Genomic DNA, 25905 nt, shown 5'->3' with positions numbered 1-25905 from the left:
GTTACTCTCCTTCACGAATCGCTTCATAGGGCTCTACTTTAAGAGCGCTGCGCACCGGGAAATAGGCTGCGCAGATGGCGATGAGCACCGTTACGGCACTCACGATCAACCCGATCCCAACTCCGGAAGATACATTGGGAAACAAGAGCGGCAGCTTCACCAGCTGAAGGATTAACGCTCGATTATCGTACAGCATAGCGGCGCTCAAAACCGATCCGACCACTCCTCCGATCATGGAGGCAAGTCCCGCTTCCCAGAGAAGCAGCTTGTAGGTCGTCCCTTTCGTAGCGCCCATGGCACGAATCATCCCAATCTCTTTGCGGCGCTCACTGATAATTGCGGAAAACATCGTGGCTACCTGCATCGCGCTCATGATAATCATCAGGACAATCATGGTATAGCTTAAGAATTTGACAGGAAACAACTGATTGGTTAACGCTTCTCTAAGTCCGCTTCCTTTGACGACATCTATCGGAAGATTCATTCTCTCAATTTGGCGTTTGACAAACTCTTCCGTATTCGGCTTGGTTTTAATCAATAACACGGAGATGTCATGTGGTCCCACATTCAACTCGCTTTTTTGTTTGCTGGCTATCTCTCTCGCTGTAGCCAGGTTCATAAATATCGTATGATCCGTTCCCATTCCTGTTGGAAACAACACGTTCTGGACGAGAAATGTCTCATTAAACAAGACAACTTTTTCTTGAACCGCTTGATAGTCCAAATGATAGATAAAGTTCTTGCCTCCCGCGTTGGAACCAATTAACAGGTCGTACGGCTTAAATTCACGGTTAGAAGCCATCCAGGCTTTCAAAGTAAAATCTTTAGTTGGATCAAACGCAACAATCGGGAAGTCCCCTTCTACTCGACAGCAGACGGTTTTGACCGTTTCCAAATAGAGTTGCGGAGCTACTTGTTCCACCTCAGGCAATTGTTCAATCTTTGGTATGATATCATCTTTCATGTAAAATTTCGTAGGGTTACCAGAAATCATCATCTCGCCGGCTTGTGAGCCGAAGCCATCTGGCACAACCAACAAATCTGCTCCAAGTCTTGCACTGGAAGCTGTCACGCTTTGTTCCATCGAATACAGAAAAAAATAGCTAGCGAACAACAAAAATGCCGTCATTGCAGCACTACCCGCAAGAAGCACGGTTCGAGCGGGTTTTCTCTTTAAGTTGCGCCAAGCAACCGTTGTAACCTTTTGCATGTGTTTGTCCTCCACCAGTACAATGAACGGCTATTTTCTAGTAACGACGCATGAGAATACGCAAAATCCAAATCCCTAATCCCGCCAAACATAGAAACCACAAAATGTGATAAATTGCTTCAGGAGTACTAAGCACAGTCTCATCTCCAATTTCACTGATGTTTTCCTTATTCTAGCCAATATGAGACAGAAAGTACATCTTCTGGAATGAAGATGTACTTTTGATTCACCCATACGAATCCCTGGCTGGCAGATGATCCGCTTATTGTAAAGTTTTTAAGAACTCAACGACGGCTTTACGTTGATCTTCCGTTAGGTTGGCTTCAAAAGAAGGCATCGCATTGCGGCCCTTGGTAATGACCTCCATTACCTTATCTTCTCCGCCCAGTTTACCTATTACACCGTGAAGATTTGGACCCATTCCGCCTTTAAAGTCTTGACCGTGACAAGCCGTACACTGTTGACTCATCACTTTTTTGCCTGATTCCGCGTCCACTTTAACCGCAGCTCCTGCTACTGTTTTGGTGTCATCAATTCGTTCTGCTAGAAAAGCATATGACACAGCCCAAACCGCGAGAGCCACGTAGACAACAATTAGAAATTTAGGAATCGGTGCATGGCCAGCTGCTTGATCGTGGTCATGGTTACTCATGTCGCTCTCCTCCTTATTGTTTTGCCGGTTTAAGGCTCATCAGATATGCTACCAAGCTATCAACGTCTTCTTCAGACAAATACGTGTATTTCGGCATGATCGAACCTGGAACCATTCCTTGTGGATCACGCAAATGCTTTTTGTTCCATTCTGCACTTGTCCGCATACCTACCCACATCAAGTCTGGGCCTGTACGGTTAGAACCGAACAAGTGTGGTTTGTCATTAATGTAGTCCCCTGGCACAGTTACTGGACCAAGTGGTTGATTCAAATCAGCCGCAACAGAACGAACGACTTGTGTATGACAGGTGTTGCAACCTTCACGAATATAAATTTGACGCCCTTTTGCTTCAGGAGAATCTGGCGCATATGCGCGTGCCTCCGCGTTAGCCGTAGGTTTTACCATCGCATCATCGAAGAACGGCAGGATAATGGTGGCAAATACGCCTACGATGAAAAGGAAGAGGGACGCAAGAAAGATGCGCAGAGCACTGTGTTCCATGATCTTTCCTCCTAGCCGACAACCCGATTAGGCTGCCACCGTATTAGATTTGGAAACTGGTTGACCTTTTTTCACAGTTAACCAGAGATTTGCTGCAAAGAAGAACTGTCCAAGAATCATCATTGTACCGCCAACAATACGAACGAGAAGGAGTGATTTCACTTCACGAACAGTGTCAATGAATGGTACGCCTGCGATCCAATCGAATCCTTGCATGATACCTGCTGTCCATAATGAGAACGCAAATGTCAAGAAACCGATTACAGACAAATAGTAATGCCATTCGCACATAGCCTTGCTGTACAATTGACGACCAGACATGCGAGGAATCGCATAGTACATGAACGCAAAACCTACGAACGAGAAGGTAGCGAACGGCGCCATGTGCGCGTGACCTACTACCCATTGCGTGAACTTAACAACCGCACTTACGGCCATCAAGGATTGGAATGGACCTTGCAAACAAGTCAGTACATAGAAAATTGAAGCGGTTGCAATAAATTTGAGAGCGATGTCGTTTTTCATCTTTCCCCAAGAACCTTTTAACGTTCCGAAGATGTTGGCAACTACTGTCCACACTGGAATGATCAACAGAAGGGAAGGAATAATACCAGCTTTCATCAGCCAGGTAGGGATCGGACCGTTAACCAAGTGGTGAGGACCGTTCCATACGTAGAACGTGGCAATTGTCCAGAAGCCGATAAGTGAAAGCTTGTGGCTATACAGCGGTCTGCCAGTCAATTTAGGCAAGAGATAATAGATTTGGGCAATACCGAGAGTCGTGAACCAAAGACCAAGCGCATTATGGCCGTAGAACCAGTTCATGTTGGCTTGAGCAGCTCCACCAATATATTGAGATGGGATATTTCCTACGATGTATAAGAGCGGTAACCAAACAAGAGAACCTACTGTATACCAAATGGATACATACAACTGTTTTTCCTGACGACGATTAATCGTTGCAAAAACATTAAAAGCTACCAGAATAACCGTAACTGCAACTAAAATATCAATTGGAAGAATTAATTCGGCATACTCTACACCAGATGTTATCCCCATAGCCAGGGTAACAACAGCGAGAACAATAACAATATTCCAGAGGATACCAGTGATATGGCCAAGCTTCTCGCTATAAAGCGGAACGCGGCACAAGCGTGGGATCATGTAGTACATCCCACCGATAAAATTGGTGGTCAACCATGCAAATAGCACGCCATTGGTATGAATTGGTTTAAGATGACCGTAACTAAGGAAACTAACGCCACCCATAAAATCAGGGAAACTTTGCTTCATAGCTACGATTAATCCTACAAGCATCGAGATCAGCAGCCATACAACTGAGGAGTACCAGAAGTGCTTCACTGCACTATCAGGTGCTTTGCTGAACATAAACAAATCCCTCCTTTGATTGTTTGTAAAAACGGAATAATGCAAATCTTCATGTCGAATTTTGTCGTTCATCCCTCCTTAACAAACCAAACACCCTTAACACTATTGGCATGTTTTTTATGTTTGGCACACTGCATTTGTTTGTTTGTGATTTTTTTCACATACCACAAACTCAGAATAAAGGGAGTTCATGGAAAAATCAACTCCCAGACTATGTATGAAATGTGACGATTATGTATAATCTTATTAAAATTGTGAATCACCTCCCACTATTTTTCGGCATATTCTAGCAAGAGGTGATACAGAATGCGACATCGTTGGAGGTACAACCCCACTTACATCAGAATCAAATGTAACTGTAAGAATATTCTCTTGCCGTTAATCATTTTTCAATTTATCCGAGCCATCCTTCTTCCGGCATCCTTTGATATATTTCTCCTCGGATTGCTTGCTCTTTGTTTCGTGGCGATTACACTTGACTGGATATAAACCCCATCGAGAATCTTTAACCATACACTCATACTTTTCCACGAAAAAAAGGCCCCTTTACTTGAAAGGTGCCTCCGTTAAAAAGCCCGTTGTGTCCAGCGGCTCAAGCGAATAAAACGATCTAAATCCTTTTCCAGCCTTCTGACCGCGGTAAGCTCATTCCAGTTTTTGGATCCCGTGTAGTAGATCTCAATATCTCGCATAATTCTTTCCGGATACTGGAGAAAGGAAGCCAATAACTCAACTTCATCTGAACGAAGCGGAAAAATATCCACATACTGATGATAAAGCGACGATGCTGCCACTTCATCTCCCATCGCATAAAAGAAGCTGCGATAGAACATGGTCAAATCTCGAACTGGCGTATCATATACAGCCCGATCAAAATTAACGAGCTTCGCTTTCCCCTGACTGTTCATTAAGGAATGCGACGGATGAGGATACCCATGAATGAGCGAGAGCCTGAAATGGGCATAGGTCTGGTGCTTTTCTTGCCAGACTTTTAGCGACTCTATCGCCGACTTTGCCATTTCCTTGATATAAGAATAATTAGCCAAAAAGACTACATCGAACGGAGATGGATAGGTAAGAGATTCGGCGTGTTTCTTTTGTTGCTCCATAAGATTCACCCACATGGTCCATTTTCCAATGAGTGAATCAATGAGTGGTTCTACCTGCCTTGGATCCTCGTAACGATAGTTCTGTGTATAAAGGTGAAGCTCCCCTAGTCTTTCAATAGTAGAACCCGCCCACTTCACCAATCCTGCCTGATCGAACGGATTAGCCGATAGCCAAGGTGTCAGATAATACGATGACTCCCCATGTTTGACACAGGGTTCATCGTATTTGGTGTATAGAACCGGCACAGCTCCATCCCAACCGCGATGCTGCAAGTGGCGCAGTATCCCTGTCACAAACCTTAGTCTCCCTTGCGGCGCCTCGGTTTTTTTGCAGGCAAAGGCTCCATATGGAGTGTTGATTTTATACACATTGGGTTCCTTCACTATCTCAATGGACTGGGCGAACATATCATATTCGGGAAGAATGGGATAGATTCCGTCAAATCGGCTCATATACTTGGCCTCTTCCCAAACATTCTGCACGTACCGCGATATGCTGAAGCAGACGATCAAGAGCTTGCTGTTCCTGCAGGGAATTCTTTATCTGCAAAACGGCCTCGTCTGTTCTCATCTCTGTTGGCAACGAAAAGAATTGTTCGATCTTTTTCCAGGAATCTCCCGGGAAGAGAATAAAGGAAAGCAGCAGCACATAATCTTGATACTTGATCTCCTTCTGCTTCTCGTAACCATTCAATACCTCTTCCACTGCATCCAGACTTCCTGTTGTCAGAAAAATCTGTTTGATGAAATCGGCTGTATCCCGATGTTGGATGGACAAGACTGGTCGGTAAAATCCTTTCAAAAAGAGTCTGCCGCCATCTATTAAACAAAAATTATCGGGCTTCAGACTGCGATGGGAGACAGCCAGCAGCGATTCGTCAGAGACTGCGCCTTCCAAAAGCTCTAGGCTTTTTCTCATTCGCTCAAGAAGAGGATTAAATTGACAGAATACCCATTTTTCACCGTCTGTCAATTCTTCGTATTGATTGTGCAGAACTTGGAGGTGTTCGTAGGCCCGGTTTTCCTCTAGCGAAAACAACGCCATTTCCTTTTGAAACAGTTCAATAGCAACAGGAAATCTCTGCGACAGTTGAGCTTGATGCATCCTGGCCACGATTGTCCCGCACTCCACAAGCTGCCCCTCGACTGGACTAAACTCCTGCTGTTTATGCAAATGATCGGTTAACGTGTACCCTTTCCGACCAGCTACAACATATGCCTTGGCGTCTCTTGTGCGAAGAAACCGCTCAACATCCCGAAACCCTTGTCTGGCAAGCTGTTCACGCCAAGCAAATGACCAGCGCATCACATCGACACGCGGCCATTCTCTTAATTCCTTGGTTCCCCGATTGGTTTCCACAAGGTAGTAGTCATGAACAGGTTTAATTTGGAAAACGCGCGCTTTGTAGCGCCCGCATATCTGTCGAAAGTCTGCACGTTGCTGGTTCAACCCGCTCACCCCTTACTGGGGAATATAAAGCACTTGCCCTGCAGCGATTCGATCCGTGGATAATCGATTCACTTCTAACAATCGCGAAACAGGCAGCGCATATCGATCAGCAATCACCTGAATGGTCTCTTCTTTTTGGATAATACACATTTTTAATCGACTAAATTGTTGATCGTTCTCCCGTACAAACGAACTTAAGCCGCTTTTTAACTCTGAGGCTGCTGACTGGACTGATTCGTTTACATACCGGCCTTGGGCGCCTAAAGACTCGCGTTGTCTTTCTTCAACAGCTTGTTCTGCCTTCGATCGATCTGTTTGGGTAATCAAGGATTTGATACTGACTCCCGTTTCTTTATCTGTCGATGGCTTGGAACTGATCGCCACCTTCATCTCTTTCATTTCTGCTTGGGCGGTTGTTTGCTCAAGCGGTTCGGCTAGCGCTTCTATTTTCGCTACCTCAGCAGTTTCCATTTCCGATGCCAATTCCTGCGCGTCATCGAACGTCTGGTGCTCCTGGTGCTCCTCCTGCTCCGCTTGGCGTTCATCGTAGGCCTGTTGAAAATCGATTAAATTGTCCTGTGAGGAATATTGTGCTTCAATATGCTCGGGTACTGCCTGCGTAGACACATCAGGTTCCTCATGGGCTTCTTCATGGTCTTCAGCCAGAACGTTGTTTTCGGCACCCGTTTGAACCGCTTCAACCGTTTGATATGGGTAATCCGCATTCACCTCTTGGTAAGCTGTTCCTTGTTGGTCGTACTGGTGTTGGGCAAATGATGGGGGATTTTGGTGATAGCTCCATTGGTACTGATTTTGCCATTGTTCCTGAGATTGCCATTGTTCCTGAGATTGCCATTGTTCCTGAGATTGAACTTGATCGCCTTCATAGGGAGAAGGACTTAACTGTTTGGGGGAGTATGATTCCTCGTTATACGTTAAGGGCGTTGGAGTGAATGGCGATTGTGAGTAGGGTGCGTATTGTCCTGAATTATAAGCTTGGAATTCGTAGGGCGATTGCGGGACAAGCGGCTGTTCAAACATTTGATACTGCTGTTCCCTTGCTTCCACTTCGCGCTCCAGCTCTCCGAGTTTCCGCTCGATCTCCTCGAGGCTAGCCGGCTGATCGCCTTCTTGAAGATTGTTCGAAATATGGACAAACTCCCAGGATTCTTCTTCAACTCCCCCGGCAGGAGCAACATCCTCGGCAGGCTGTGCTCTCTCCATATTTTTGAGATGAATTCCGGAGATTTTAAGATCGGCCTGGATTTGTAATTGATGCGGCGTTTTCACTTCGTAATCAAAGCTGTCCACAATCGCATAAATTTCGCTTAACTCCGAAATCCGGGAGAGGGGAATGGAGACATTGAGCGGTATCCGATGAACCAGTTCCGCATCCTGAGCGTACAAGTGGTGTTTCGCTTCCTCATCCTGCAGATGAAAAGGGGTAAACTTCATCGCTTCCAATAAGGAGTCCGTTCCGCCCGCCTCACTTACTTGGGGCTCCCTTATCGGTTCGTAGCGTCCATGCAGGTGCAAGCAACCCGTGATGGATATCTCATTACTGTTTTCCAGAATTTCCACATCGGGAACAAGCGCTAACTCTTTCATTTCGCCTATATTCGCTTTATCCGATGAGAGGAAAATTGTCTCCTTAATCTGAAATGAAAGCAAATCATCTTGTAATGACACGTGTGCTCCTCCTTTCAAGTGCAAGACATTTCCCTACACTATATGGACAGAAAGAAGAATATAGACCTGAAAAATCCACGTGGTGCCTACTTCCACCCGAAGCTGTCAAACCATTTGCCGCTGTTCGTGTAGTTCTCGATGGCCTGTCTTACATACGGTATGGTGTTAACGGGCAATGCATGAAGAGGAAACCAGGACAAATCATCGCATTTGTTGGGTTCCCGATTGATAATCTCTCCACGCCATTTGCTAGCCATCACAAAAAAGTCTATTCTCTCATCAGATGATTTGCGATGCATTAGGCCAACCACCTCAATATCTTCCGCGTTTAGTTGAATGCCTGCTTCTTCATACGCCTCTCGGATCGCTGCCGCCTTAACCTCTTCATTCCCGTCTAGATGACCGGCGACTACACTGTAGTTCCCATCTTCATAGCCTGTGTTGAACCGGCGAAGGAGCAGAATATGAGAATCTTGGATGAGAAACAAATGAACGGCTACAGGCATTGTAAATCTCTGTTGCATTTTTTTACCACCTTTGTATATGATAGACTACGAACATACATTCGTTTTACATTTCATTATATCAACAGGATCGAAGGATAGACAAGTCGATTGAATATTTTCTGATTTTAGGAAAAATTTGATCGATAAGATCTTGACAATTGGCATTTTTGCCCTATGCTGTTCTTTATCACCAAAAAACGGTCGTGATCGTTTTTAAGGTAAAACCACAGTTTTTCAGAAAAAGACAAGGGGGCTCAAATGAATAAGCTTAAAGAATTACTACTCCGTTATGATACTGCCATCTGGGTGAGGGTTTTTGGAACCATGCTAACCACCACGACTGGCTTCATGCTTCGTCCCTTTCTTGTTCTGTACCTGTACGACAAGTTGGGTGGGTCCGTCCTGCTCCCGATGGTCATTGTCGGACTTCAGCCATTGATGGGTATTTTGATCAGCTTATGGGGTGGGGGAATGACTGACCGCTATGGACGAAAACCGCTGATGTTGATTGCCTTGGTCATTGAAGCCCTTTCCATGACCGGATTCGTGTATGCGCAAAGCGTCTGGGAATTTGCCGCGCTTACGATCTTAAATGGTCTTGGTATGGCCTTGTTCTACCCTGCAGCGAATGCCCAAATCGCCGATATCATACCGGAGGAGCAGCGTGCTGAAATTTTTGCGCTTTTGCATACAGCACTTAACGTTGGAGCAGCGGTTGGGCCTCTACTCGGCTTTATTGTCTTTACTAAAGACCCCTCATTCGTCTTCGGTATCTCCGCCGTGGCGTTTGTCATTTATGCGTTAGTCGTATGGTGGAAGGTGCCGGAAACCATGCCAGTCAAAGAAAAACATGAACATTCAGCGGTTAGACAATCGCAACCGTTTCGAATTGCGGATCATAAGACTCTTTTCCTCATTACTTTCTTTGCCATTCCGGTCAGTCTTTTGTACGCACAAACGGAAGCCACCTTACCGCTTCATCTAAAAACCTATTTTGCCAACTACCAGTCTGTCCTTGTCACACTGATGACGATCAACGGGGCTGTCGTAATTCTCCTGCAACTCTGGATCGCCAAACGAACTGAGAAGCTAAATCCAGCCAAGGTCATCCTTGTATCCTATCTGTTGTTTGCCATTGTCTCATACGGTTATGGCTGGCTGCCCGTTCTTTCTCTGCTTATTGTCAATGAAGTCCTCTTTACGATTGGTGAAATGATGAACGGCCCACACATCCAAAAAGCGGTTTCTTTGCTCGCGCCATCCGAAATGCGTGGACGTTATTTCTCTATCTTCGGCATGAGCTGGCAAATCTCCAAAGCGGTTGGACCGTTGCTTGGTGGCGTGTTGATGACAAAATTTGGCGGAGCCGTCATGTTCTCCTGTATTGGCCTTCTGTTGTTCCTATCCGGAATGGCCCAATATCGAATCTTAAACTCTGTCGAGAAGAAGCGCGTTCAGACTTCTTCAGATAATGTCGCGGTAAGCAATTAAACTAAGAAAAGACTTCGTCCCTCTATGCTCTGTTTAAGCTCGCGTGTAGCATTTGCTGTCCGCTCCGTTCACTACGCTTTGTTTCGCTTAAAATGAGCGACGAGTGGACGAAATCTTTTCTTGGCTGGCTTACACGTATGGAAGAAATGTTTAATCACTTTACCTCTGTAGAGCAATTAAACATTTCCATTTTAGTATAAAAACGGCATCAGACTCATCGTCTTGATGCCGTTTTTACTATAATTGCTATTTTATCTACAAACGCTTCATCGCGCGATACGCTGCTTCAATCGTACGTTCGATATCTTCCTCTGTATGAACACAAGAAACGAACATCCCTTCAAATTGAGAAGGCGGAATCATGATTCCTTCTTCTAACAGATAACTGAAGTACTTCGAGAAGCGCTCCAAATCGGCTGACTTGGCCGTTTCATAGTTCACCACTGGCGTATCCGTAAAGAATAAGCAGACCATCGAGCCCACACGGTTGATCGTGTGTGGAATACCCAACTTCTCGGCATTTTCCTTCAAGCCCTCAGCAAGTCGCTTGGAGCGCGCTTCCAGCTGCTCATACACACCAGGCTGTCCCAATTCTTGCAGCATCGCCATACCGGCTGCCATAGCCAATGGATTTCCTGACAATGTCCCCGCTTGATAAATCGGACCTGCCGGAGCGATATGTTGCATGATCTCTCTCTTGCCGCCATAGGCACCTACTGGAAGCCCCCCACCGATTACTTTTCCCATGGTGGTCAGATCAGGCGTGATTCCGTACAGCTCTTGTGCTCCACCGCGGGCAACTCGGAAGCCTGTCATTACCTCATCTAAAATCAGCAATGTGCCATGAGCCTGGGTGATTTCGCGAAGTCCTTCCAAGAACCCTTCCGCTGGCGGTACAACCCCCATGTTACCTGCAACCGGCTCTACAATGACCGCTGCCAAATCGTCCCCATACTTCTCGAAAGCGAGACGAACACTGTCTAAATCGTTATATGGAACAGTAATTGTATGGATTGCCGTTGCTTCTGGAACCCCTGGGCTGTCAGGCAGACTCAAGGTAGCAACACCTGATCCCGCTTTAATCAGCAAACTGTCCGCATGTCCATGATAGCAGCCTTCAAACTTCATGATTTTATTGCGTTTGGTATAGCCACGCGCCAGACGCAAGGCACTCATGGTTGCTTCCGTACCGGAATTCACCATTCGCACCACTTCTACAGATGGTACAATCTCACAAACTAGTTGAGCCATCTCGGTTTCCCGTTTGGTAGGGGCACCAAAGCTGGTTCCGAGTACAGCCGTTTCTTGAATGGCTTGAATAATACGAGGATGTGCATGCCCAAGAATCAAGGGACCCCATGAGCCAATGTAATCAATATATGTATTGCCGTCTACGTCCGTGATCTTGGAGCCTTCCCCTTTTTCGATGAATACAGGGTTGCCGCCAACACTTTTAAAAGCGCGAACCGGGCTGTTTACACCACCAGGAATATAGTGTTTTGCTTCTTCAAAATACTTGGCAGAAGTTTCGTAATGACGACTCACGTTTTTCACCTCTTGGTTTTATTGTCGAAGAAGAAAAGACTTCGTCCCTTTTCGCTCTGTGGAAGTTCGCAATGAAGTGGGAAAGTCCGCTCTCTCAATCCGAAAGGGAGTCGCCAAACGCTTCGCGCCCCTTCGGGGTTGGGTGGCGACTCTTTTCCCTTTCTCCTTTCCTTCGCTAGGCTTCACTTCCAAGGAGACTGCAAGCGGACGAAATCTTTTCTTGATGGGCTTGCGCGAATGGATAAGTTTCAATTACTTTACAGTGGTAAAGAAATTAAAACTTTCGATATTACCAAAGAAACTTGGCATGCCAAGTCACTGGCCTCGAAAGAGCCTTAGTTGTGCTACACAGCCGACCAATTTAGATCGATAAGAAATTTAATAATTTCTTATCGAATTACCGAAAAAACGCTTGTTTGAGCGAAGACAAACAAGCGCATTTCGTATAACCGCTACAAACCTAAACGTTTGGCAGTTTCTGCTTCCCACTCGTAAATCTCGGGGGTGAAGTAGGATACACGGGTTTTCTTGTATTCCTTGGTGGAATAAAGCGTGATCCGATCCGTAATACCTGTTTCCTCTTGAATCGCATTCAGGATGGCTTCACACTCTTCCATGTCGCGTCCATGAACCATGGTAAAAATGTTGTATTTCCAGTCTGGATAGGTTGGGCGCAGGTAGCAGTGGCTAACAGCTCGGAAAGAGCCCATTTGAAGACCGATCTCATTAGCCTTCTCTTCCGGAACAGCCCAAACACCCATGCCGTTAGCGCGGAAGCCCGCTTTGCGATGATTGAGTACCGCAGAGAAACGGCGCATTTGGCCTTTCTCCACGAATTTATTTGCGTGAGACAAGAATTCCTCTGTGCTCATGTTGACATTCTTAGCCAACTCATCGTAAGGACGAGAAACGACTTGTAGGTCTTTTTGAAGCTCCAGAATTACTTGAATATCCCGCTCGGTTACACCTTCTTCAATCGCAGCATTACGCATTTCTTCGGTGTAGTTCGGCTTCGCTTTGGCATTGTGATCGCTCTCATTTTTCACATCGAGCTGTACGCCGATTTTAAACAGCTTCAAAGTTGGGAGAATGCGGATGGATTCCACCCCAGCCATTTCACCCAGAATCTCCACTGATTTCTCCAAACCAAAGCGACTATTGGGCGGCAACGCGATGGTGAACCAGAGATTGAACTCATGATTGCGTTTATAGTTATGCGTAATTCCCGGATGTTGATTAAATACCTCAACGGCCATCTTATCCAATTGATCTGGAGCAATTCGGGCAGCTACCAGGCTGGATTTATACCCGAGCGCTTTGGTATCAAAAATTGCGGACATCTGGCGAATCGCATCACCCTTCATGCTCGCTAGACGCTCCAATACCACATCCTCGGTAGTGCCAACCGCTTCAGCAATTGCTTTATAAGGTTCAGCTACCAGTGGGATTTCTTTTTGTACAATGTCGAGTATTTCTTTATCCAATTCATCCAAAAGTTCGATAGACGCCATACTATTTCCCTCCTCGCAGCCATTTAGCGATATCTTTGGCATGGTACGTGATAATCATATCAGCACCCGCGCGTTTAAAGCCAACCATCGTTTCCATCACGATGCGTTCTTCATCAATCCAACCGTTAAGAGCAGCAGCCTTCACCATCGAATACTCGGCGCTTACGTTATAGACCACAACCGGAAGATTGAAGTTCTCGCGAATACGCATCACCATGTCCATATAAGCCAAGCCAGGCTTCACAATCAAGAAGTCAGCGCCCTGCTCAACATCTGCAGCGGCTTCGCGAATTCCTTCACGCGAATTGGCCGGGTCCATCTGGTAAGTTTTGCGGTCGCCAAACTGTGGAGTCGAACCAGCCGCATCTCGGAACGGACCGTAATAGGCAGAAGCGTACTTCACCGCATAGGACATGACCGGAATATTCTCAAAGCCAGCTTCGTCCAGCGCTTCACGAATTGCCCAGACGAAACCGTCCATCATGTTGGAAGGAGCGATAATATCCGCACCGGCACGCGCTTGCGAAACAGCCGTTGCCGCGAGCAGCTTCAACGATTCATCGTTTTCGATAATGCCGTCGTGAACAACTCCGCAATGACCATGGTCTGTATATTCACACAGGCAGGTATCCGCGATGACAAGCATCTGGGGATAACGTTCTTTGATCATGCGAGTGGCTTGCTGCACAATGCCTGAATCGGCATAAGCCTCTGTTCCAACAGCATCTTTATGATCGGGAACGCCAAACAACAACACGGCTTGAATGCCTAATTCCGCAATCTCATCCAATTCCGCTTCGAACTGATCGAGCGAGTAATTATAAACTCCTGGCATGGAGGGGATTTCATTTTTAATTCCAGTACCTTCAACAAAAAACAGCGGATAAATCAAATCCTCCAGTCGGACGTGATTTTCACGCACCAAATTGCGCATGGCTACACTGCTGCGCAGGCGGCGATGTCGCTCAAATTGCATTACCATATCGATTCCTCCTTACCCACGTATGATACAGTCAACCAACCCTTGAATTGTTGAATCATTCGCTACCAGGTCAACGTTAAGTCCTAAGCTTCTTGCTGTATCAGCCGTGATGGGTCCAATACAAGCGATTTGAACCCCATCCAGCAGTTGTGAAAGGTTCTGACCTTGCATGGCCTGCACGAAATTCTTCACCGTGGAAGAACTCGTAAACGTAATGATCTGAATGGCTTTATCCTGCAACAATTCAATCGTTTCTTCAACATTGCCTGCATCTATAACCGTATCATAAGTATCCACTTCCGTCACCTCTAGTCCGAGGTTTGAAAGCTCTTTTGGGAGAGTTTTACGCGCGATATCAGCACGCGGCAGAAGAACCTTCTCTCCTGCTTTCAGTTGCCCTTGCAAGCTGTTCAGCAATCCCTCTGCATGGTACTCGCCTGGAAGGACGCTTACCGTCAAGCCCTTTTCTTCCAGTGATTCTGCCGTTTTGGGGCCCACTGCGGCGATTTTGGCTTTCATCGTCCGAATGTCCACTTTCAGCTCACGCATGCGTTTAAAGAAGAAAGCAACGCCATTCATGCTGGTAAACATCACCCAATCATAGCTTCCCAGATCATGGAGAGCCTCGTCAAGCGGCTGACTCTCGCGCGGCGGCATCATTTTAACCAATGGGAATTCGTACGCTTCTCCGCCCAGCTCCGCAATCCGCTCAGACAAATCACTTGCCTGGCTTCTTGCGCGAGTGACGAGAATGCGCTTGCCAAATAGCGGCTTCTTCTCGAACCATTGTAGCTTCTCTCTTAATTGCACCACTTCACCCACGACAATAATCGCTGGGTTAGTGAGTCCCACAGCTTCCCGTTTCTCGACGATATCCTCTAAAGTTCCCACCAACGTCTCTTGCTGCACAGTCGTTCCCCAACGGACAAGTGCTACAGGCGTTTGCGGTGAACGTCCATACTTCATGAGTTGCTCACGAATAAATGGAAGATTGCCTACGCCCATGTAGAAAATAATCGTCTCTACAGCAGTCGCGAGCTTCTCCCAGTTAATGCTCGTTTCTGTTTTCTCAGGTCGCTCATGACCTGTCACAATCGCGATGGAAGAATTGAAATCGCGATGAGTCACTGGAATACCCGCGTATGCTGGCGCAGCGATACCAGAGGTAATACCCGGTACGATCTCAAAAGGAATGTCGTGTTTGACCAGTTCCTCAGCTTCTTCACCCACACGTCCAAAAATGGAAGGGTCTCCACCTTTAAGGCGAGTCACCACTTTGCCCTCCAACGCTTTATCCACCAGCACCTGATTGATTTCTTCCTGTGTCAGGGTGTGGCGATCAGGCAGTTTCCCGCAATATATCAACTCAACATCCGGTTTGGCATGCGCCAACAGTCGCGGACTTGCCAAACGATCGTAGACGATGCAATCTGCAAGCTTGATGGTTTCCAGACCACGCAATGTAATCAGCTTCGGGTCCCCTGGGCCTGCGCCAACCAGATATACTTTCCCTTTACTCATGAGCGATTCTCCTCCAATACCTTCGCTAGTACTTCTCCGGCTCCGCTTGCAAGTAATTTATCCGCAATCATTACACCAAGCGCGACCGGATCATGACCTGTTGCCGTCTCTTTAAAAATTGACTTTCCGTCTGGCGAACCTACCATACCGGTTAACGTAATCAAAGGATGTTCTCCACGATCTTCTTGTGCAATTGTAGCATAGGCGCCAATTGGAACCTGACAGCCTCCCTGCATTTTGTGCAGGAATGCGCGCTCAGCAGTTACTGCCAAGCGAGTCGGCAAATGATCAAACTTCTGAAGCAGCTCTAACATCTCTGTATCATCCGAACGGCACTCAATGGCAAGTGCGCCTTGACCAACTGCCGGCAGACTGATCTCTACAGGCAAGAACTGAGTCACTTCTCCAGCCCATTTGACACGCTCCAGCCCTGCTGCGGCGAGGATAATCGCATCAAAGTTGTCCTCGCGTAAGCGGCGAAGACGGGTGTCAATATTTCCGCGAATCGATTCAATCTGAAGATCGGGACGATACGCGAGAAGCTGGGAAGAACGGCGAAGACTGCTTGTGCCGACAATCGCTCCCTGCGGCAATTCATCAATCGTTTTTCCGTCTTTGGAGATCAGCACGTCACGAGGGTCAACTCGCTTCGGAATGGCTCCAATGACCAATCCCTGTGGCAATTCAGAAGGCATATCCTTTAAGCTGTGAACCGCCATATCGGTTTCATGGTCGAGCAAAGACTGTTCAATCTCTTTCACGAACAGGCCTTTACCACCCACCTTGGAAAGCGTAACCTCGACGATTCGATCTCCCTTGGTCACGATCTCTTGTTTTTCAAATGTGGACTCTGGGTCAAGCGCTTTCAATTGCTCAATGACCCAATCCGTCTGAGTAAGCGCCAACATACTTCTGCGCGTTCCAACTTTCCAATTTCTCATGATTGCCTCCCTGCGCCCGCCTGTTTCGTATGATCAAGTAAGGCGGCTACCTTAAGATTTCGCTCTTCATCCGTTGCTGTGAGATACTCTTCATTCAATAATTGACGGAAGATGGCACGACGTTGCTTGGGATCATCCACCGTTTGCAGCACATGTTCCCGAACCTCGGCTAAAAAATTGACGTACCCTTCGTATTCAGGCCCGAATTCCTGGTCAATCTTCTGTCTAATCCTGCTGGCCAGACCAGGACTCGCACCTGACGTAGAAATCGAAATGACAAGCTTCCCCCGGTGAACAGTGGAAGGAACTATAAAATTGCACAAGTCCGGTCGATCCACAATATTGATCCAACCGCCCACTCGCGTCACTGCCGTATACACGGACAGGTTTACCTCGGGGTTATTGGTAGCGGCTACTACCAGTTTGTACTGGTCTACCCCTTCATCGATCATGAAGCTTCGTTTTTCCCATTGAATGGACCCCTGGGCACTCCACTCCTCCAATATGGTAAGTCCATCAGGTGAAATGACTGTCACGATTGCCCCAGCTTCGAGGAGTGATTCTACTTTGCGGGTTGCTACCTCTCCGCCTCCCACAACCAGACAGAATCGTCCTGTTAAATCAATCATCAGGGGATAATGTTTCTTCATCCTGACTCCCCCTTAAGTCCAATAGTGAAATTTGGAGATATCTGATAATAAGAAATTAATGAGCAACACGACAAACGCAATCATATTCCAGGTTGCAAGTTTGCGTCCCTGCCAATCATTCATCATCCATTTATAAAGCCAGAACGAATAGAAGATCAGCACGATCACAGAGAGCCAAACCTTTGAATCCAACCAATATTGGCCGTGCAAAACGAGATGGGCCCAAATAGTTCCCAAGATAATGGATAAAAGAAGCAAAGGAACTCCTAACATGTTTAATTGGTGAGTGAACCGTTCCAATTGATCAAGACTGGGCAATCTCCTGATTAGTGGAGACCATCGTTTCTGCTTCAACATTTTATGTAACAGCAAAAACAGTCCCGAGCAGATCATCGACAATGAAAAAGCGGCGTAACTGATAATCGCCATCGTGATATGGATAAACAGTAGCTCTGATAAGGCCGCTTCCGGATGAGCAATTGTAGGTCCTGCCGGGCTGGAGATGAACATAGAGAGCGCCATTACCGAAAATCCAATCAAATTCGTAAAAAATACCAGCAAATCAATCCGAAAGAAGTAATTGATTAATAAGGAAAGCGTTACCAGTATCCAAGAATAAAAAAAGAGTGTCTCAAACAAGGTAAGTACGGGAAAGTACGCCTTGGCAGACATCTGCGAGATAAAAAAGACCGTTTGCGTGACCCAGACACCAGCAAGCAATCCGAAAGCAATCCGGTTCGCTCGCTGGTTTCGGTGTAAAAAGTCGTGAAAATAAAAGAGGACACTAGCTGCGTAGAGAAAGATCGTCAAATCGTAGATCCATCTCGCTTCCGCCATACTCTGTCTCCTCTCTTTCTGCTGCTATATTTTTATGATGTTTACATTCTGATCAAGCTGACCGCATTAGTCATGCAGTGACTTCACCGCCGCTTGAGCGCCAAGCGCTTTATCGCGAACCAGACGACGTTCTTTCTCCTGATCCCATACATCTTCTTGTTTATTGCGATCTAGAATTTCTTCCAAAGCAAAGATCGTGGAGAAAATCTCTAATACTTCACTGCCACTCTTCTCAACAGCCAACTCTTTTAATCTCACGACAGGGTCATGAAGCAATTGATTAATAATACCTTTGGTGTGCTTGCGAATAATATGCAGCTCACGCTCGTCCAGATTAGGCAGCTTGTTCTCAATTTTACGCATGGCATCTCCATGGATCGCAAACGCTTTCTCACGCAGCGCAGAGATCATAGGCACAACGCCAAGTGTCTGGAACCAAGCTTTGAACGCCGCAATTTCTTCCCGGATGAATTCTTCAATTTTCTCCGCTTCCTTGGAACGCTCCGCCATATTGCTAGCCACGATGCCTTCCAAATCATCAATATCATATAAAAAGACGTTGTCCAGCTCGTTAATCGCCGGATCCAAATCACGTGGGACGGCAATATCAATCATAAACAGTGGACGGCTTTTACGCAACTTCATGAGAGGCTTCAAGTGCTCTTTGGTGACCACATATTCGGAGGCCCCCGTAGAGCTGATCACGATGTCAGCCGATTGCAGCGCGGAAGACAACTGATCCAAGGTGCAAGCTTCTCCTTGAAACTTCTCAGCCAGTCCTCTTGCTCTCTCCAGTGTGCGATTGGCGACAACAACCTGGGCTACACCATTGGAGTGCAGATGCTTGGCGGTTAATTCGCCCATCTTACCGGCACCAAGAATCAGAACCTGTTTGCCGGAGAAAGAACCGAAGATTTTTTTGCCAAGCTCAATCGCCGCATAGCTCACAGAGACCGCATTCTGACCAATCGCCGTTTCGGTATGCGCTCGCTTCGCCAATGTAACCGCTTGCTTGAACAGTGTGTTAAAAACCGTTCCAGTTGTTTCATATTGCTGGGCGAGCAAGAACGACTCGCGCACTTGCCCAAGGATTTGAGTTTCACCCATCACCATGGAATCCAGTCCGCATGAAACACGGAACAAATGGTCAATCGCATCTTCGTTTTCTTTCATATACAGATGTTCTTGGAAGGAGTCCTTATCCACTCCAAACCACTCCGCCAAAAAGTTGCGTGTGTAAAATCTCCCCGTATGCAGCTGATCACACACGACATATACTTCCGTACGGTTACAAGTACCCAATATCACACATTCCAGGATGCTCTTCGTCTGGGAGAGGAGATGAAGCGCACGAGGTGTGCTGCCGTCGCTAAAAGTAAACTTTTCGCGGATTTCAACAGGTGCAGTTTTATAATTAAGGCCCAACATTAAGATTTGCATAGCCTTCCTCCCAGAAATTTCTTGCTTTTTCGATCATAAATAGCACTACTATTATAACATCATCCCGCATGTAGATTCCTATAAAATGTGAAAAGTTTTTTAACGCTTCTATACTTTTTCCTTCTATTTTTGGGTTAATGTAACAAACCGGTCATGACCGGTTTGTTGACCTCTATCGGGTCACATCCAATTTTATGAAAAACGTCGAGACGTTTTTCACAGAATAAAATAACAAAACTTCCCATGTTATGGTGTGATCAACTTCACAATAAATTATTCGAAAATTTGTGAATTCCTATTCGCCTTATTGGTTATCGCTGATATACTAGGAAAAGTTATCATTCATCAGAGAAAAATCCGGATGGGAAGAAAAGAGGGAGAGTTGTGAAAAAACCATTAATTGCTGATCTTACACTAATTCTGGTCGCAATCGTGTGGGGGACTACGTTTGTCGTTGTGCAGAATGCTGTGGCCATTCTCCCACCCAATACATTCAACGCCGCTCGTTTTTTTATTGCGGCCTTGTTCTTAATGATCGTCTATTGGTTCTCGCCGAATAAGAAACCACTGCTAGACGCGAGGCTGCTTCGTTCCGGAGCCTTTCTAGGTTTGTGGCTATTCGCGGGATACGCGCTACAGACGATGGGTCTCGTGTATACTTCTCCGTCCAAAGCGGGTTTTATTACTGGATTATGCGTGGTTCTTGTCCCGTTGCTCGCTATGATCATTTTAAAAGAAAAAGTGAAGTGGCCGGCAATCGTAGGGGTTCTGATGGCGATGTTCGGATTGTTTTTATTAACAGCGAAAGGATCTATGGAACCCAATCTCGGTGATTTGTTAGTCTTTGGATGTACGATATGCTTTGCCTTGCAGATCGTGTTTACGGGTAAATACGCGCCCCTTTTTGCGGCTTTGCCACTCGCCATCGTGCAGATTTCTACAGTGGCTGTCCTCTCCTTTTTATATGCGCTATTTTTTGAAAAATGGCAATTGATGCTTGATGCAAGTGTAATGTTCAATCCTGATGTCGCCTGGGGCCTGTTTATCACCTCAATTCTCGCTACGGCACTTGCTTTTTTGGCTCAAACCGCCTTTCAAAAGCAAACGTCCTCTACGCGCGTTGCTTTGATCTTTTCGCTTGAACCCGTTTTTGCCGCGGTCACCTCTTATTTGTGGATCCACGAGATTCTAAACGGCTTGCAGATTCTCGGCTGTTCTCTCATTTTCTTTGGCATGATCCTAGCAGAGCTTCCGTTAACCGTCTGGATCGCCAATTGGCGCAAAACGCAGGTGAGCGAGAAAGATCAGCGCTCGGTCATTTGAATTCGTTGAAAAAAAAACAACCAGTTGCCCAGTCGCAATTGGTTGTTTTTTGTTGCTTATTTAGGCGTCACGAATTGATTTCAGCTGCTCCCTTAATTCTTCCGTCATCTGCTCGACCAGCTCCGGCCTTCCATGAAATTGAGCCGGGGTATTCTGAAAGAGCTGAATTCGCCACTTCTCATTCTGATTAACGACAACCAGCGTGTGATGCGTGTTGACCTGTGGATTAATGTCGGATTGTCCACGTGGTACCATGCCTGCGATGGCTCGCAAAATGCCTACATTCAAACTGAGCACTCGCACATCTTTTACTTTGCATACAAATCTCGCGGTAGGATGGTTCTCGAAGATTGGGTGAACATGCTCAAATATCTTCTTGGGCCCTATCTCCTGACTCCCATCGAATCCGATAAGTTCACCTTCCTCCAGGAAAAGCTCCGCCATCCCGCGAGCATCTTGATTGTTCCAAGCCTCTACCAATCGATAATACACGGATTGAATCTCATGTATTCCTTCAGTTGTCATCTCGCTACCTCCTGATCAGGGAACTTATCTGGCGCTTCGTTTAAAAAAGAGCCAATTTGTCTAATGACAATTGACTCTTTTGTTTTATCCCCGTTGCTTCTGCACTTCCTGGAGTACGATATCCGTAAACAGTTTCACGACATTGCCGCAGACCTTGCGCGGGATCTTCTCCGTTCGCTTCAACCACAACTTCAATCGAACCAGTTGATATGCGGCTCGAATGAGCTTTCCCTTCCTGCCCTGATCGATCAGAGAAACAGCCGCTTGCCCAACTTTGGCCCAATGCCAGTACTTATTCAGCCAGCTTTTTACCTCGCTCGCAAGCTTCTTGTTGCTCATTCGATGCAATAAATACGAGGCGGTCTGTTCCATCTCCCGGAAGGTTCTCATTAAGCGGGAAACCGCAGCCTCCTGATCGTGGTGCAAATAACGAAAGCGAAACTCATGAAAAGCTTCCAATAATTGCGGCGATTCCTGATCGTTGAGAAACGAACCGCGGACGTTATCCGCAAAACGTTGAAAAGCCTCGGCGTCACTCGCCCCCACCACCTCGCGGATGGCTCGCGACCACGATTCCTCAGGATCGTAGTGTTCGGGATCCCGCAGATAATCTGCGATGGTAATGAGCGGAATCTTGGAGCTTTCCGACAGTTCCATGGCATTGGCTACATACCCACAGGCATGACGGTTAAGATGCGGATCACGATGAAGCAAGGGGCCGATATGAAGCTCATCCGCCATAAGCAGATCATTCACCGGATAATTATCCCAATATAACGGAGGATGCCCCGTATAGGCTTCGAATCGCTGTGCGTCGTGCTCTGTTAAGAATGGAGAGCAGATAAACCTCCCTGTCCAGAAGATCGGGATCTCTGGCGGCAGATTCTGACCCAAATATTGAATGTACGGCTCTCCACCCATCCCGAAATACTGGGTGGGACAGACAATCAAGCGAGTCTCCTCGGACCAGTCCTGCAAATGCTTCCAAAGAGCCAGCGTCACTTGAACATGAGCATCTGCCAGGTCCTGAAAAGACTGTCGATCCTCAGCATGCAAAAGCGTACTTGGAATATCATCGTATAATATGCTGAACTGTCGAACGCCCTCATCAAACACACGTCTGTATTTATGAAGCAGCTTATTGAAATGCTCTTCACTCGAATACTTCATGCTTAATCCCGGGCTGATGCAATAGGTAAAATCCAATCCTAATTGCGTTGCGTGCCTGATCAGTTGTTGAAGCAACTCAAACTGTCGGGTGGGATGATCCTCTTGCCATCGATCACGCAAATACGGATCATCCTTCGGAGCATAGAAATACGTATTGTAGCCGTGACGATGGATGAACGTCATCATCTCCAGGCGTTCTTCCATGGTCCATGGCTTGCCATAAAATCCCTCGATTACTCCCCGGAGTCTAAATACAGGTGATTCATTTAGACCTTGATGTTGGTTCAACTACTTCCCCTCCTTTGTGGAAAAGAAAAGCAGCCTTCTCTAAGAATCGGTATTTCCATCGGTTGCGGCTTGCACTTCGGTAGCAGCTCTTTTCTCTGCTTCTTTCACGGATTCTCCAGTGGGTTCACCGCGCAATCTGCGATTAATCTCGCCCCATAATTCGTCTCGCCCTTGTCCAGTCTCCGAAGAGAAAACAATCATGGAATCCCCTTCACGAAGCCGCAGGGTCTGGCGAATGACTTTGGTATGTTGCAGCCATCTGCCTCGGGCAATCTTGTCGCCTTTGGTCGCTACGATGACAGTCGGTAGGCCAATCTCCTTGCACCAGTCGTACATCGCTACATCGTCCTTGGTAGGAGGATGGCGAATATCGATGAGCTGAACGACAAATTGCAAGACTTCGCGTTTCTTCAAATAGGTCTCGATCATGGATCCCCATTGACCCTTGATGGACTTGGATACCTTGGCGTATCCGTATCCAGGAAAGTCAACGAAGAAGAGCGACTGGTTGACCAGATAGTAGTTCAACGTTTGTGTCTTCCCCGGTTTTGAGCTGATCCGGGCAAGCGACTTACGGTTCATCATTTTGTTAATAAGCGAAGACTTACCGACATTGGAGCGACCTACCAGAGCGATTTCTGGTAGGCCATCTGTCGGATATTGCTTCGGTGCTACTGCACTAATTATGAATTCAGCGGACGTAATTTTCACTTTTTTTCACCAATCTATTCTTTATCAAAGCATGAGCGAGAACTTCATCCATGTGCTCAACCGGGATGAACTTCATTTCTGCTCTCACGCTTTCTGGAATGTCTTCAATATCTTTTTCATTATCCTTTGGCAGGATGATCGTGGTAAGACCCGCGCGGTGGGCGGAGAGTGATTTTTCCTTCAGACCACCGATTGGAAGCACTCTGCCTCTTAGCGTAATCTCGCCTGTCATTCCTACTTCCTTGCGCACAGGCACCCCAGTCAACGCGGAAACTAGGGCTGTGGCCATCGTTATCCCCGCTGACGGACCGTCTTTGGGAATAGCTCCTTCTGGCACGTGGATGTGGATGTCGTTCTTCTCATGGAATTCAGCATCAATCTTCCACTCAGAAGCTCTGGATCGGATATAACTAAACGCTGCCTGAGCAGACTCCTTCATCACATCACCCAATTGACCGGTCAGCGTGAGCTTGCCTTTCCCCGGAAGAATGCTGACTTCCACGTTCAGTGTATCTCCGCCTGTTTCTGTCCACGCCAGGCCCGTTACAGAGCCGACCTGATCTTCTTTTTCAGCCAGGCCATAGCGGAATCGCGGTTTACCCAAAAGCTGCTCGACCGTATTGGCGGTGATCACAACTTTCTTCTTCTCACCGCTTACGATCACCTTCGCGGCTTTCCGACAGATATTAGCCACTTCGCGATTGACGTTGCGAACACCAGCTTCTCGGGTGTATTGACGGATGACTTTTAGCATCGCTTCTTCATTCATTTGAAGCTTATCTTTGCCAAGTCCATGTTCTTCCAATTGTTTTGGAAAGAGATAGCCTTGCATGATTTTCAGCTTCTCCAGCTCGGTGTAGCCGGAGATATGAATCGTCTCCATGCGATCCAACAACGGGCGAGGAATCGTGTGAAGCGAGTTGGCTGTCGTAATAAACATGACATTGGTCAAATCGTAAGTCTCTTCGACATAGTGATCGCTGAACTTGTCGTTCTGATTCGGGTCCAGCACCTCAAGAAGAGCGGATGCAGGGTCTCCGCGGAAGTCAGAGGCGAGCTTGTCGATCTCATCTAGCAGGAATACTGGATTAACCGTACCCGCTTGCTTCATTCCCTGAATGATTCGACCTGGCATCGCGCCGACATAGGTGCGACGGTGACCGCGAATTTCCGCTTCATCGCGTACACCCCCAAGGGAGATTCGGACAAATTCACGTTCCAGAGCACGAGCGATGGAACGGGCAAGCGAGGTCTTCCCTACCCCTGGAGGTCCTACAAGGCAGAGAATCGGGCCGCGCATCTTATTCACCAGCTTTTGCACAGCAATGTATTCCAGCACGCGTTCCTTTGGCTTTTCCAGTCCGTAGTGATCTTCGTTTAATACCTGTTCGGCGTGCTTAATATCAAGATTGTCGATTGTTTTCTTCGTCCATGGCAACGCCAAAAGAGTGTCTATGTACGTACGGATGACACTTCCCTCCGCAGAGGTGGAAGGCATCTTCTCCAAACGCTCCAGTTCTTTTTCAATTTTTGTCTTGATGCGTTCAGGAGCGTCGCTTTTATCGAGCTGTTCTCGAAGCTCGTCAATTTCGCCCGCGCGTCCTTCTTTGTCACCGAGTTCTTTCTGGATCGCTTTCATCTGTTCACGCAGATAATATTCTTTTTGCGTTTTTTCCATCTGCTTCTTTACTCGTTGACCAATCTTGCGCTCAAGCTCCAGCACTTCACGCTCGTTATTTAAGATGCCCAGCAAGATTTCCAAGCGCAGTTGAACCTCTGTCGTCTCCAAAATCTCTTGCTTGTCTTTCATCTTCAGCGGCAAGTGCGAAGCGATCACATCGGCAAGTCTGCCTGGTTCATCAATGTCACTAACGGAAGTAAAGGTCTCGGGGGAAACCTTTTTGGACAGTTTAATGTACTGTTCAAAATGACTGAGAACCGTACGCATCAGAGCTTCCACTTCGTTCTCATCGCCTGTTGTCTCGGACAAATAGCTGATGGATACTTCGAAGTGCTCTTCTTCTTGCAAAAATTGCTCAATCCGCGCGCGCTGCAACCCTTCTACAAGGACACGGATCGTGCCATTTGGAAGCTTGAGCATCTGCTTGACGCGTGCCACTGTTCCTACGCTATATATCTCTTTTGCTGTTGGTTCCTCAATCGATACCTCTTCTTGCGTGGCCAACAGAATATGATTATCATCGACCATAGCCTTCTCTAACGCTTTAATCGACTTTTCACGACCTACATCCAAATGAAGCACCATACTCGGATAGACGAGCAAACCGCGTAATGGCAGCAATGGAATGTCGCGTTTACCGGAACGTTCCTCCATGGCCATGCACCTCCCAATCCTCTTGTCAAATGGTTCTATTTTCTAGCCTTTGAGGCGTTTTCGTACCATTTTAGCGCAAACGAGTACGAAAGTAAAATTTATGGCTCGATTTCAGCAGTTTCCGCTCA

General features: G+C 46.8%; 22 protein-coding genes. 2 read left to right on the top strand and 20 right to left on the bottom strand.

Annotated features, from left to right (window positions below):
- Nucleotide 1: 1 nt before the first annotated feature.
- The 8 genes from ACQCN2_RS02205 to ACQCN2_RS02170 form a co-directional block, all read right to left on the bottom strand.
- Nucleotides 2-1210 (bottom strand): ABC transporter permease, encoded by a 1209-nt coding sequence (locus tag ACQCN2_RS02205; RefSeq protein WP_426927248.1) that lies wholly within the window; start codon nt 1208-1210, stop codon nt 2-4.
- Between the two features lie 262 nt (nt 1211-1472).
- Nucleotides 1473-1862: a c-type cytochrome gene (locus ACQCN2_RS02200; protein WP_426927247.1), complete on the bottom strand. Its 390-nt coding sequence runs from the start codon at nt 1860-1862 to the stop codon at nt 1473-1475.
- A gap of 13 nt (nt 1863-1875) precedes the next feature.
- Nucleotides 1876-2364 carry a cbb3-type cytochrome c oxidase subunit II gene (locus ACQCN2_RS02195; RefSeq protein ID WP_426927246.1) on the bottom strand — a complete coding sequence of 163 codons (489 nt, stop codon included), beginning with the start codon at nt 2362-2364 and terminating at the stop codon, nt 1876-1878.
- A 27-nt stretch (nt 2365-2391) separates the two neighbouring features.
- A complete protein-coding gene (locus ACQCN2_RS02190; RefSeq protein WP_426927245.1) occupies nt 2392-3753 on the bottom strand; it encodes a cbb3-type cytochrome c oxidase subunit I in 1362 nt (453 codons plus the stop codon).
- Between the two features lie 566 nt (nt 3754-4319).
- Nucleotides 4320-5315 carry a phosphotransferase gene (locus tag ACQCN2_RS02185; protein ID WP_426927244.1) on the bottom strand — a complete coding sequence of 332 codons (996 nt, stop codon included), beginning with the start codon at nt 5313-5315 and terminating at the stop codon, nt 4320-4322.
- Nucleotides 5302-6312: a phosphotransferase gene (locus ACQCN2_RS02180; RefSeq protein WP_426927243.1), complete on the bottom strand. Its 1011-nt coding sequence runs from the start codon at nt 6310-6312 to the stop codon at nt 5302-5304. Before ACQCN2_RS02180 ends, ACQCN2_RS02185 begins: the two co-directional genes overlap by 14 nt.
- A 12-nt stretch (nt 6313-6324) precedes the next feature.
- Nucleotides 6325-8001 carry a LysM peptidoglycan-binding domain-containing protein gene (locus ACQCN2_RS02175; RefSeq protein WP_426927242.1) on the bottom strand — a complete coding sequence of 559 codons (1677 nt, stop codon included), beginning with the start codon at nt 7999-8001 and terminating at the stop codon, nt 6325-6327.
- 86 nt (nt 8002-8087) lie between these two features.
- Complete coding sequence (locus ACQCN2_RS02170; RefSeq protein ID WP_426927241.1) at nt 8088-8525, bottom strand: NUDIX hydrolase; 438 nt, start codon at nt 8523-8525, stop codon at nt 8088-8090.
- Nucleotides 8526-8765: 240 nt separating this feature from the next.
- Between ACQCN2_RS02170 and ACQCN2_RS02165 the strand changes: the two genes are divergently transcribed.
- On the top strand, nt 8766-9998 hold the full coding sequence (locus ACQCN2_RS02165) for an MDR family MFS transporter (protein WP_426927240.1): 1233 nt from the start codon (nt 8766-8768) through the stop codon (nt 9996-9998).
- A gap of 255 nt (nt 9999-10253) precedes the next feature.
- On the opposite strand, the gene hemL is transcribed toward ACQCN2_RS02165, so the two are convergent.
- The 8 genes from hemL to hemA all read right to left on the bottom strand — a co-directional run bounded on the left by hemL (nt 10254) and on the right by hemA (nt 19425).
- Complete coding sequence (gene hemL / locus ACQCN2_RS02160) at nt 10254-11543, bottom strand: glutamate-1-semialdehyde 2,1-aminomutase (RefSeq protein WP_426927239.1); 1290 nt, start codon at nt 11541-11543, stop codon at nt 10254-10256.
- 452 nt (nt 11544-11995) lie between these two features.
- On the bottom strand, nt 11996-13054 hold the full coding sequence (gene ahbA, locus ACQCN2_RS02155; protein WP_426927238.1) for a siroheme decarboxylase subunit alpha: 1059 nt from the start codon (nt 13052-13054) through the stop codon (nt 11996-11998).
- A 1-nt stretch (nt 13055) separates the two neighbouring features.
- Nucleotides 13056-14036, bottom strand: coding sequence for a porphobilinogen synthase (gene hemB / locus ACQCN2_RS02150; RefSeq protein WP_426927237.1), 981 nt, complete (start codon nt 14034-14036; stop codon nt 13056-13058).
- Nucleotides 14037-14048: 12 nt separating this feature from the next.
- Entirely contained in the window at nt 14049-15557 is a 1509-nt protein-coding gene (gene cobA / locus ACQCN2_RS02145) for a uroporphyrinogen-III C-methyltransferase (protein WP_426927236.1), read from the bottom strand.
- Nucleotides 15554-16498, bottom strand: coding sequence for a hydroxymethylbilane synthase (hemC, locus tag ACQCN2_RS02140; protein ID WP_426927235.1), 945 nt, complete (start codon nt 16496-16498; stop codon nt 15554-15556). Before hemC ends, cobA begins: the two co-directional genes overlap by 4 nt.
- Complete coding sequence (locus ACQCN2_RS02135) at nt 16495-17148, bottom strand: precorrin-2 dehydrogenase/sirohydrochlorin ferrochelatase family protein (RefSeq protein WP_426927234.1); 654 nt, start codon at nt 17146-17148, stop codon at nt 16495-16497. Before ACQCN2_RS02135 ends, hemC begins: the two co-directional genes overlap by 4 nt.
- A 12-nt stretch (nt 17149-17160) precedes the next feature.
- On the bottom strand, nt 17161-17985 hold the full coding sequence (locus ACQCN2_RS02130) for a cytochrome C assembly family protein (RefSeq protein WP_426927233.1): 825 nt from the start codon (nt 17983-17985) through the stop codon (nt 17161-17163).
- Between the two features lie 66 nt (nt 17986-18051).
- Nucleotides 18052-19425: a glutamyl-tRNA reductase gene (gene hemA / locus ACQCN2_RS02125; RefSeq protein ID WP_426927232.1), complete on the bottom strand. Its 1374-nt coding sequence runs from the start codon at nt 19423-19425 to the stop codon at nt 18052-18054.
- A gap of 384 nt (nt 19426-19809) precedes the next feature.
- Here hemA and ACQCN2_RS02120 point away from each other — a divergent pair, with 384 nt between their 5' ends.
- Nucleotides 19810-20748 (top strand): DMT family transporter, encoded by a 939-nt coding sequence (locus tag ACQCN2_RS02120; RefSeq protein ID WP_426927231.1) that lies wholly within the window; start codon nt 19810-19812, stop codon nt 20746-20748.
- 60 nt (nt 20749-20808) lie between these two features.
- Here ACQCN2_RS02120 and ACQCN2_RS02115 read toward each other — a convergent pair whose 3' ends face one another.
- From ACQCN2_RS02115 to lon, 4 genes are all read right to left on the bottom strand, one after another.
- Complete coding sequence (locus ACQCN2_RS02115) at nt 20809-21273, bottom strand: SgcJ/EcaC family oxidoreductase (protein WP_426927230.1); 465 nt, start codon at nt 21271-21273, stop codon at nt 20809-20811.
- Between the two features lie 84 nt (nt 21274-21357).
- Nucleotides 21358-22731, bottom strand: coding sequence for a protein O-GlcNAcase (locus ACQCN2_RS02110; RefSeq protein ID WP_426927229.1), 1374 nt, complete (start codon nt 22729-22731; stop codon nt 21358-21360).
- Nucleotides 22732-22770: 39 nt separating this feature from the next.
- A complete protein-coding gene (yihA, locus tag ACQCN2_RS02105; RefSeq protein ID WP_426927228.1) occupies nt 22771-23442 on the bottom strand; it encodes a ribosome biogenesis GTP-binding protein YihA/YsxC in 672 nt (223 codons plus the stop codon).
- The gene (gene lon / locus ACQCN2_RS02100; RefSeq protein ID WP_426927227.1) at nt 23423-25777 is read right to left on the bottom strand and encodes an endopeptidase La; all 2355 of its coding nucleotides are present in this window, start codon (nt 25775-25777) and stop codon (nt 23423-23425) included. Before lon ends, yihA begins: the two co-directional genes overlap by 20 nt.
- Nucleotides 25778-25905 lie beyond the last annotated feature (128 nt).

It is taken from the genome of Brevibacillus ginsengisoli (assembly GCF_050113715.1).
Taxonomy (GTDB): Bacteria; Bacillota; Bacilli; order Brevibacillales; family Brevibacillaceae; genus Brevibacillus_H; species Brevibacillus_H ginsengisoli.
Note: the sequence above shows the minus strand (reverse complement) of the source record. Positions and strands in the feature narration are given on the sequence as shown.

What these genes read in the sequence shown, in the direction of transcription:
- ACQCN2_RS02205 (WP_426927248.1), bottom strand. Translation starts at nt 1,210, where the DNA reads ATGCAAAAGGTTACAACGGTTGCTTGGCGCAACTTAAAGAGAAAACCC.
- ACQCN2_RS02200 (WP_426927247.1), bottom strand. Translation starts at nt 1,862, where the DNA reads ATGAGTAACCATGACCACGATCAAGCAGCTGGCCATGCACCGATTCCT.
- ACQCN2_RS02195 (WP_426927246.1), bottom strand. Translation starts at nt 2,364, where the DNA reads ATGGAACACAGTGCTCTGCGCATCTTTCTTGCGTCCCTCTTCCTTTTC.
- ACQCN2_RS02190 (WP_426927245.1), bottom strand. Translation starts at nt 3,753, where the DNA reads ATGTTCAGCAAAGCACCTGATAGTGCAGTGAAGCACTTCTGGTACTCC.
- ACQCN2_RS02185 (WP_426927244.1), bottom strand. Translation starts at nt 5,315, where the DNA reads ATGAGCCGATTTGACGGAATCTATCCCATTCTTCCCGAATATGATATG.
- ACQCN2_RS02170 (WP_426927241.1), bottom strand. Translation starts at nt 8,525, where the DNA reads ATGCAACAGAGATTTACAATGCCTGTAGCCGTTCATTTGTTTCTCATC.
- ACQCN2_RS02165 (WP_426927240.1), top strand. Translation starts at nt 8,766, where the DNA reads ATGAATAAGCTTAAAGAATTACTACTCCGTTATGATACTGCCATCTGG.
- ahbA (WP_426927238.1), bottom strand. Translation starts at nt 13,054, where the DNA reads ATGGCGTCTATCGAACTTTTGGATGAATTGGATAAAGAAATACTCGAC.
- hemB (WP_426927237.1), bottom strand. Translation starts at nt 14,036, where the DNA reads ATGGTAATGCAATTTGAGCGACATCGCCGCCTGCGCAGCAGTGTAGCC.
- cobA (WP_426927236.1), bottom strand. Translation starts at nt 15,557, where the DNA reads ATGAGTAAAGGGAAAGTATATCTGGTTGGCGCAGGCCCAGGGGACCCG.
- hemC (WP_426927235.1), bottom strand. Translation starts at nt 16,498, where the DNA reads ATGAGAAATTGGAAAGTTGGAACGCGCAGAAGTATGTTGGCGCTTACT.
- ACQCN2_RS02135 (WP_426927234.1), bottom strand. Translation starts at nt 17,148, where the DNA reads ATGAAGAAACATTATCCCCTGATGATTGATTTAACAGGACGATTCTGT.
- ACQCN2_RS02130 (WP_426927233.1), bottom strand. Translation starts at nt 17,985, where the DNA reads ATGGCGGAAGCGAGATGGATCTACGATTTGACGATCTTTCTCTACGCA.
- hemA (WP_426927232.1), bottom strand. Translation starts at nt 19,425, where the DNA reads ATGCAAATCTTAATGTTGGGCCTTAATTATAAAACTGCACCTGTTGAA.
- ACQCN2_RS02115 (WP_426927230.1), bottom strand. Translation starts at nt 21,273, where the DNA reads ATGACAACTGAAGGAATACATGAGATTCAATCCGTGTATTATCGATTG.
- lon (WP_426927227.1), bottom strand. Translation starts at nt 25,777, where the DNA reads ATGGAGGAACGTTCCGGTAAACGCGACATTCCATTGCTGCCATTACGC.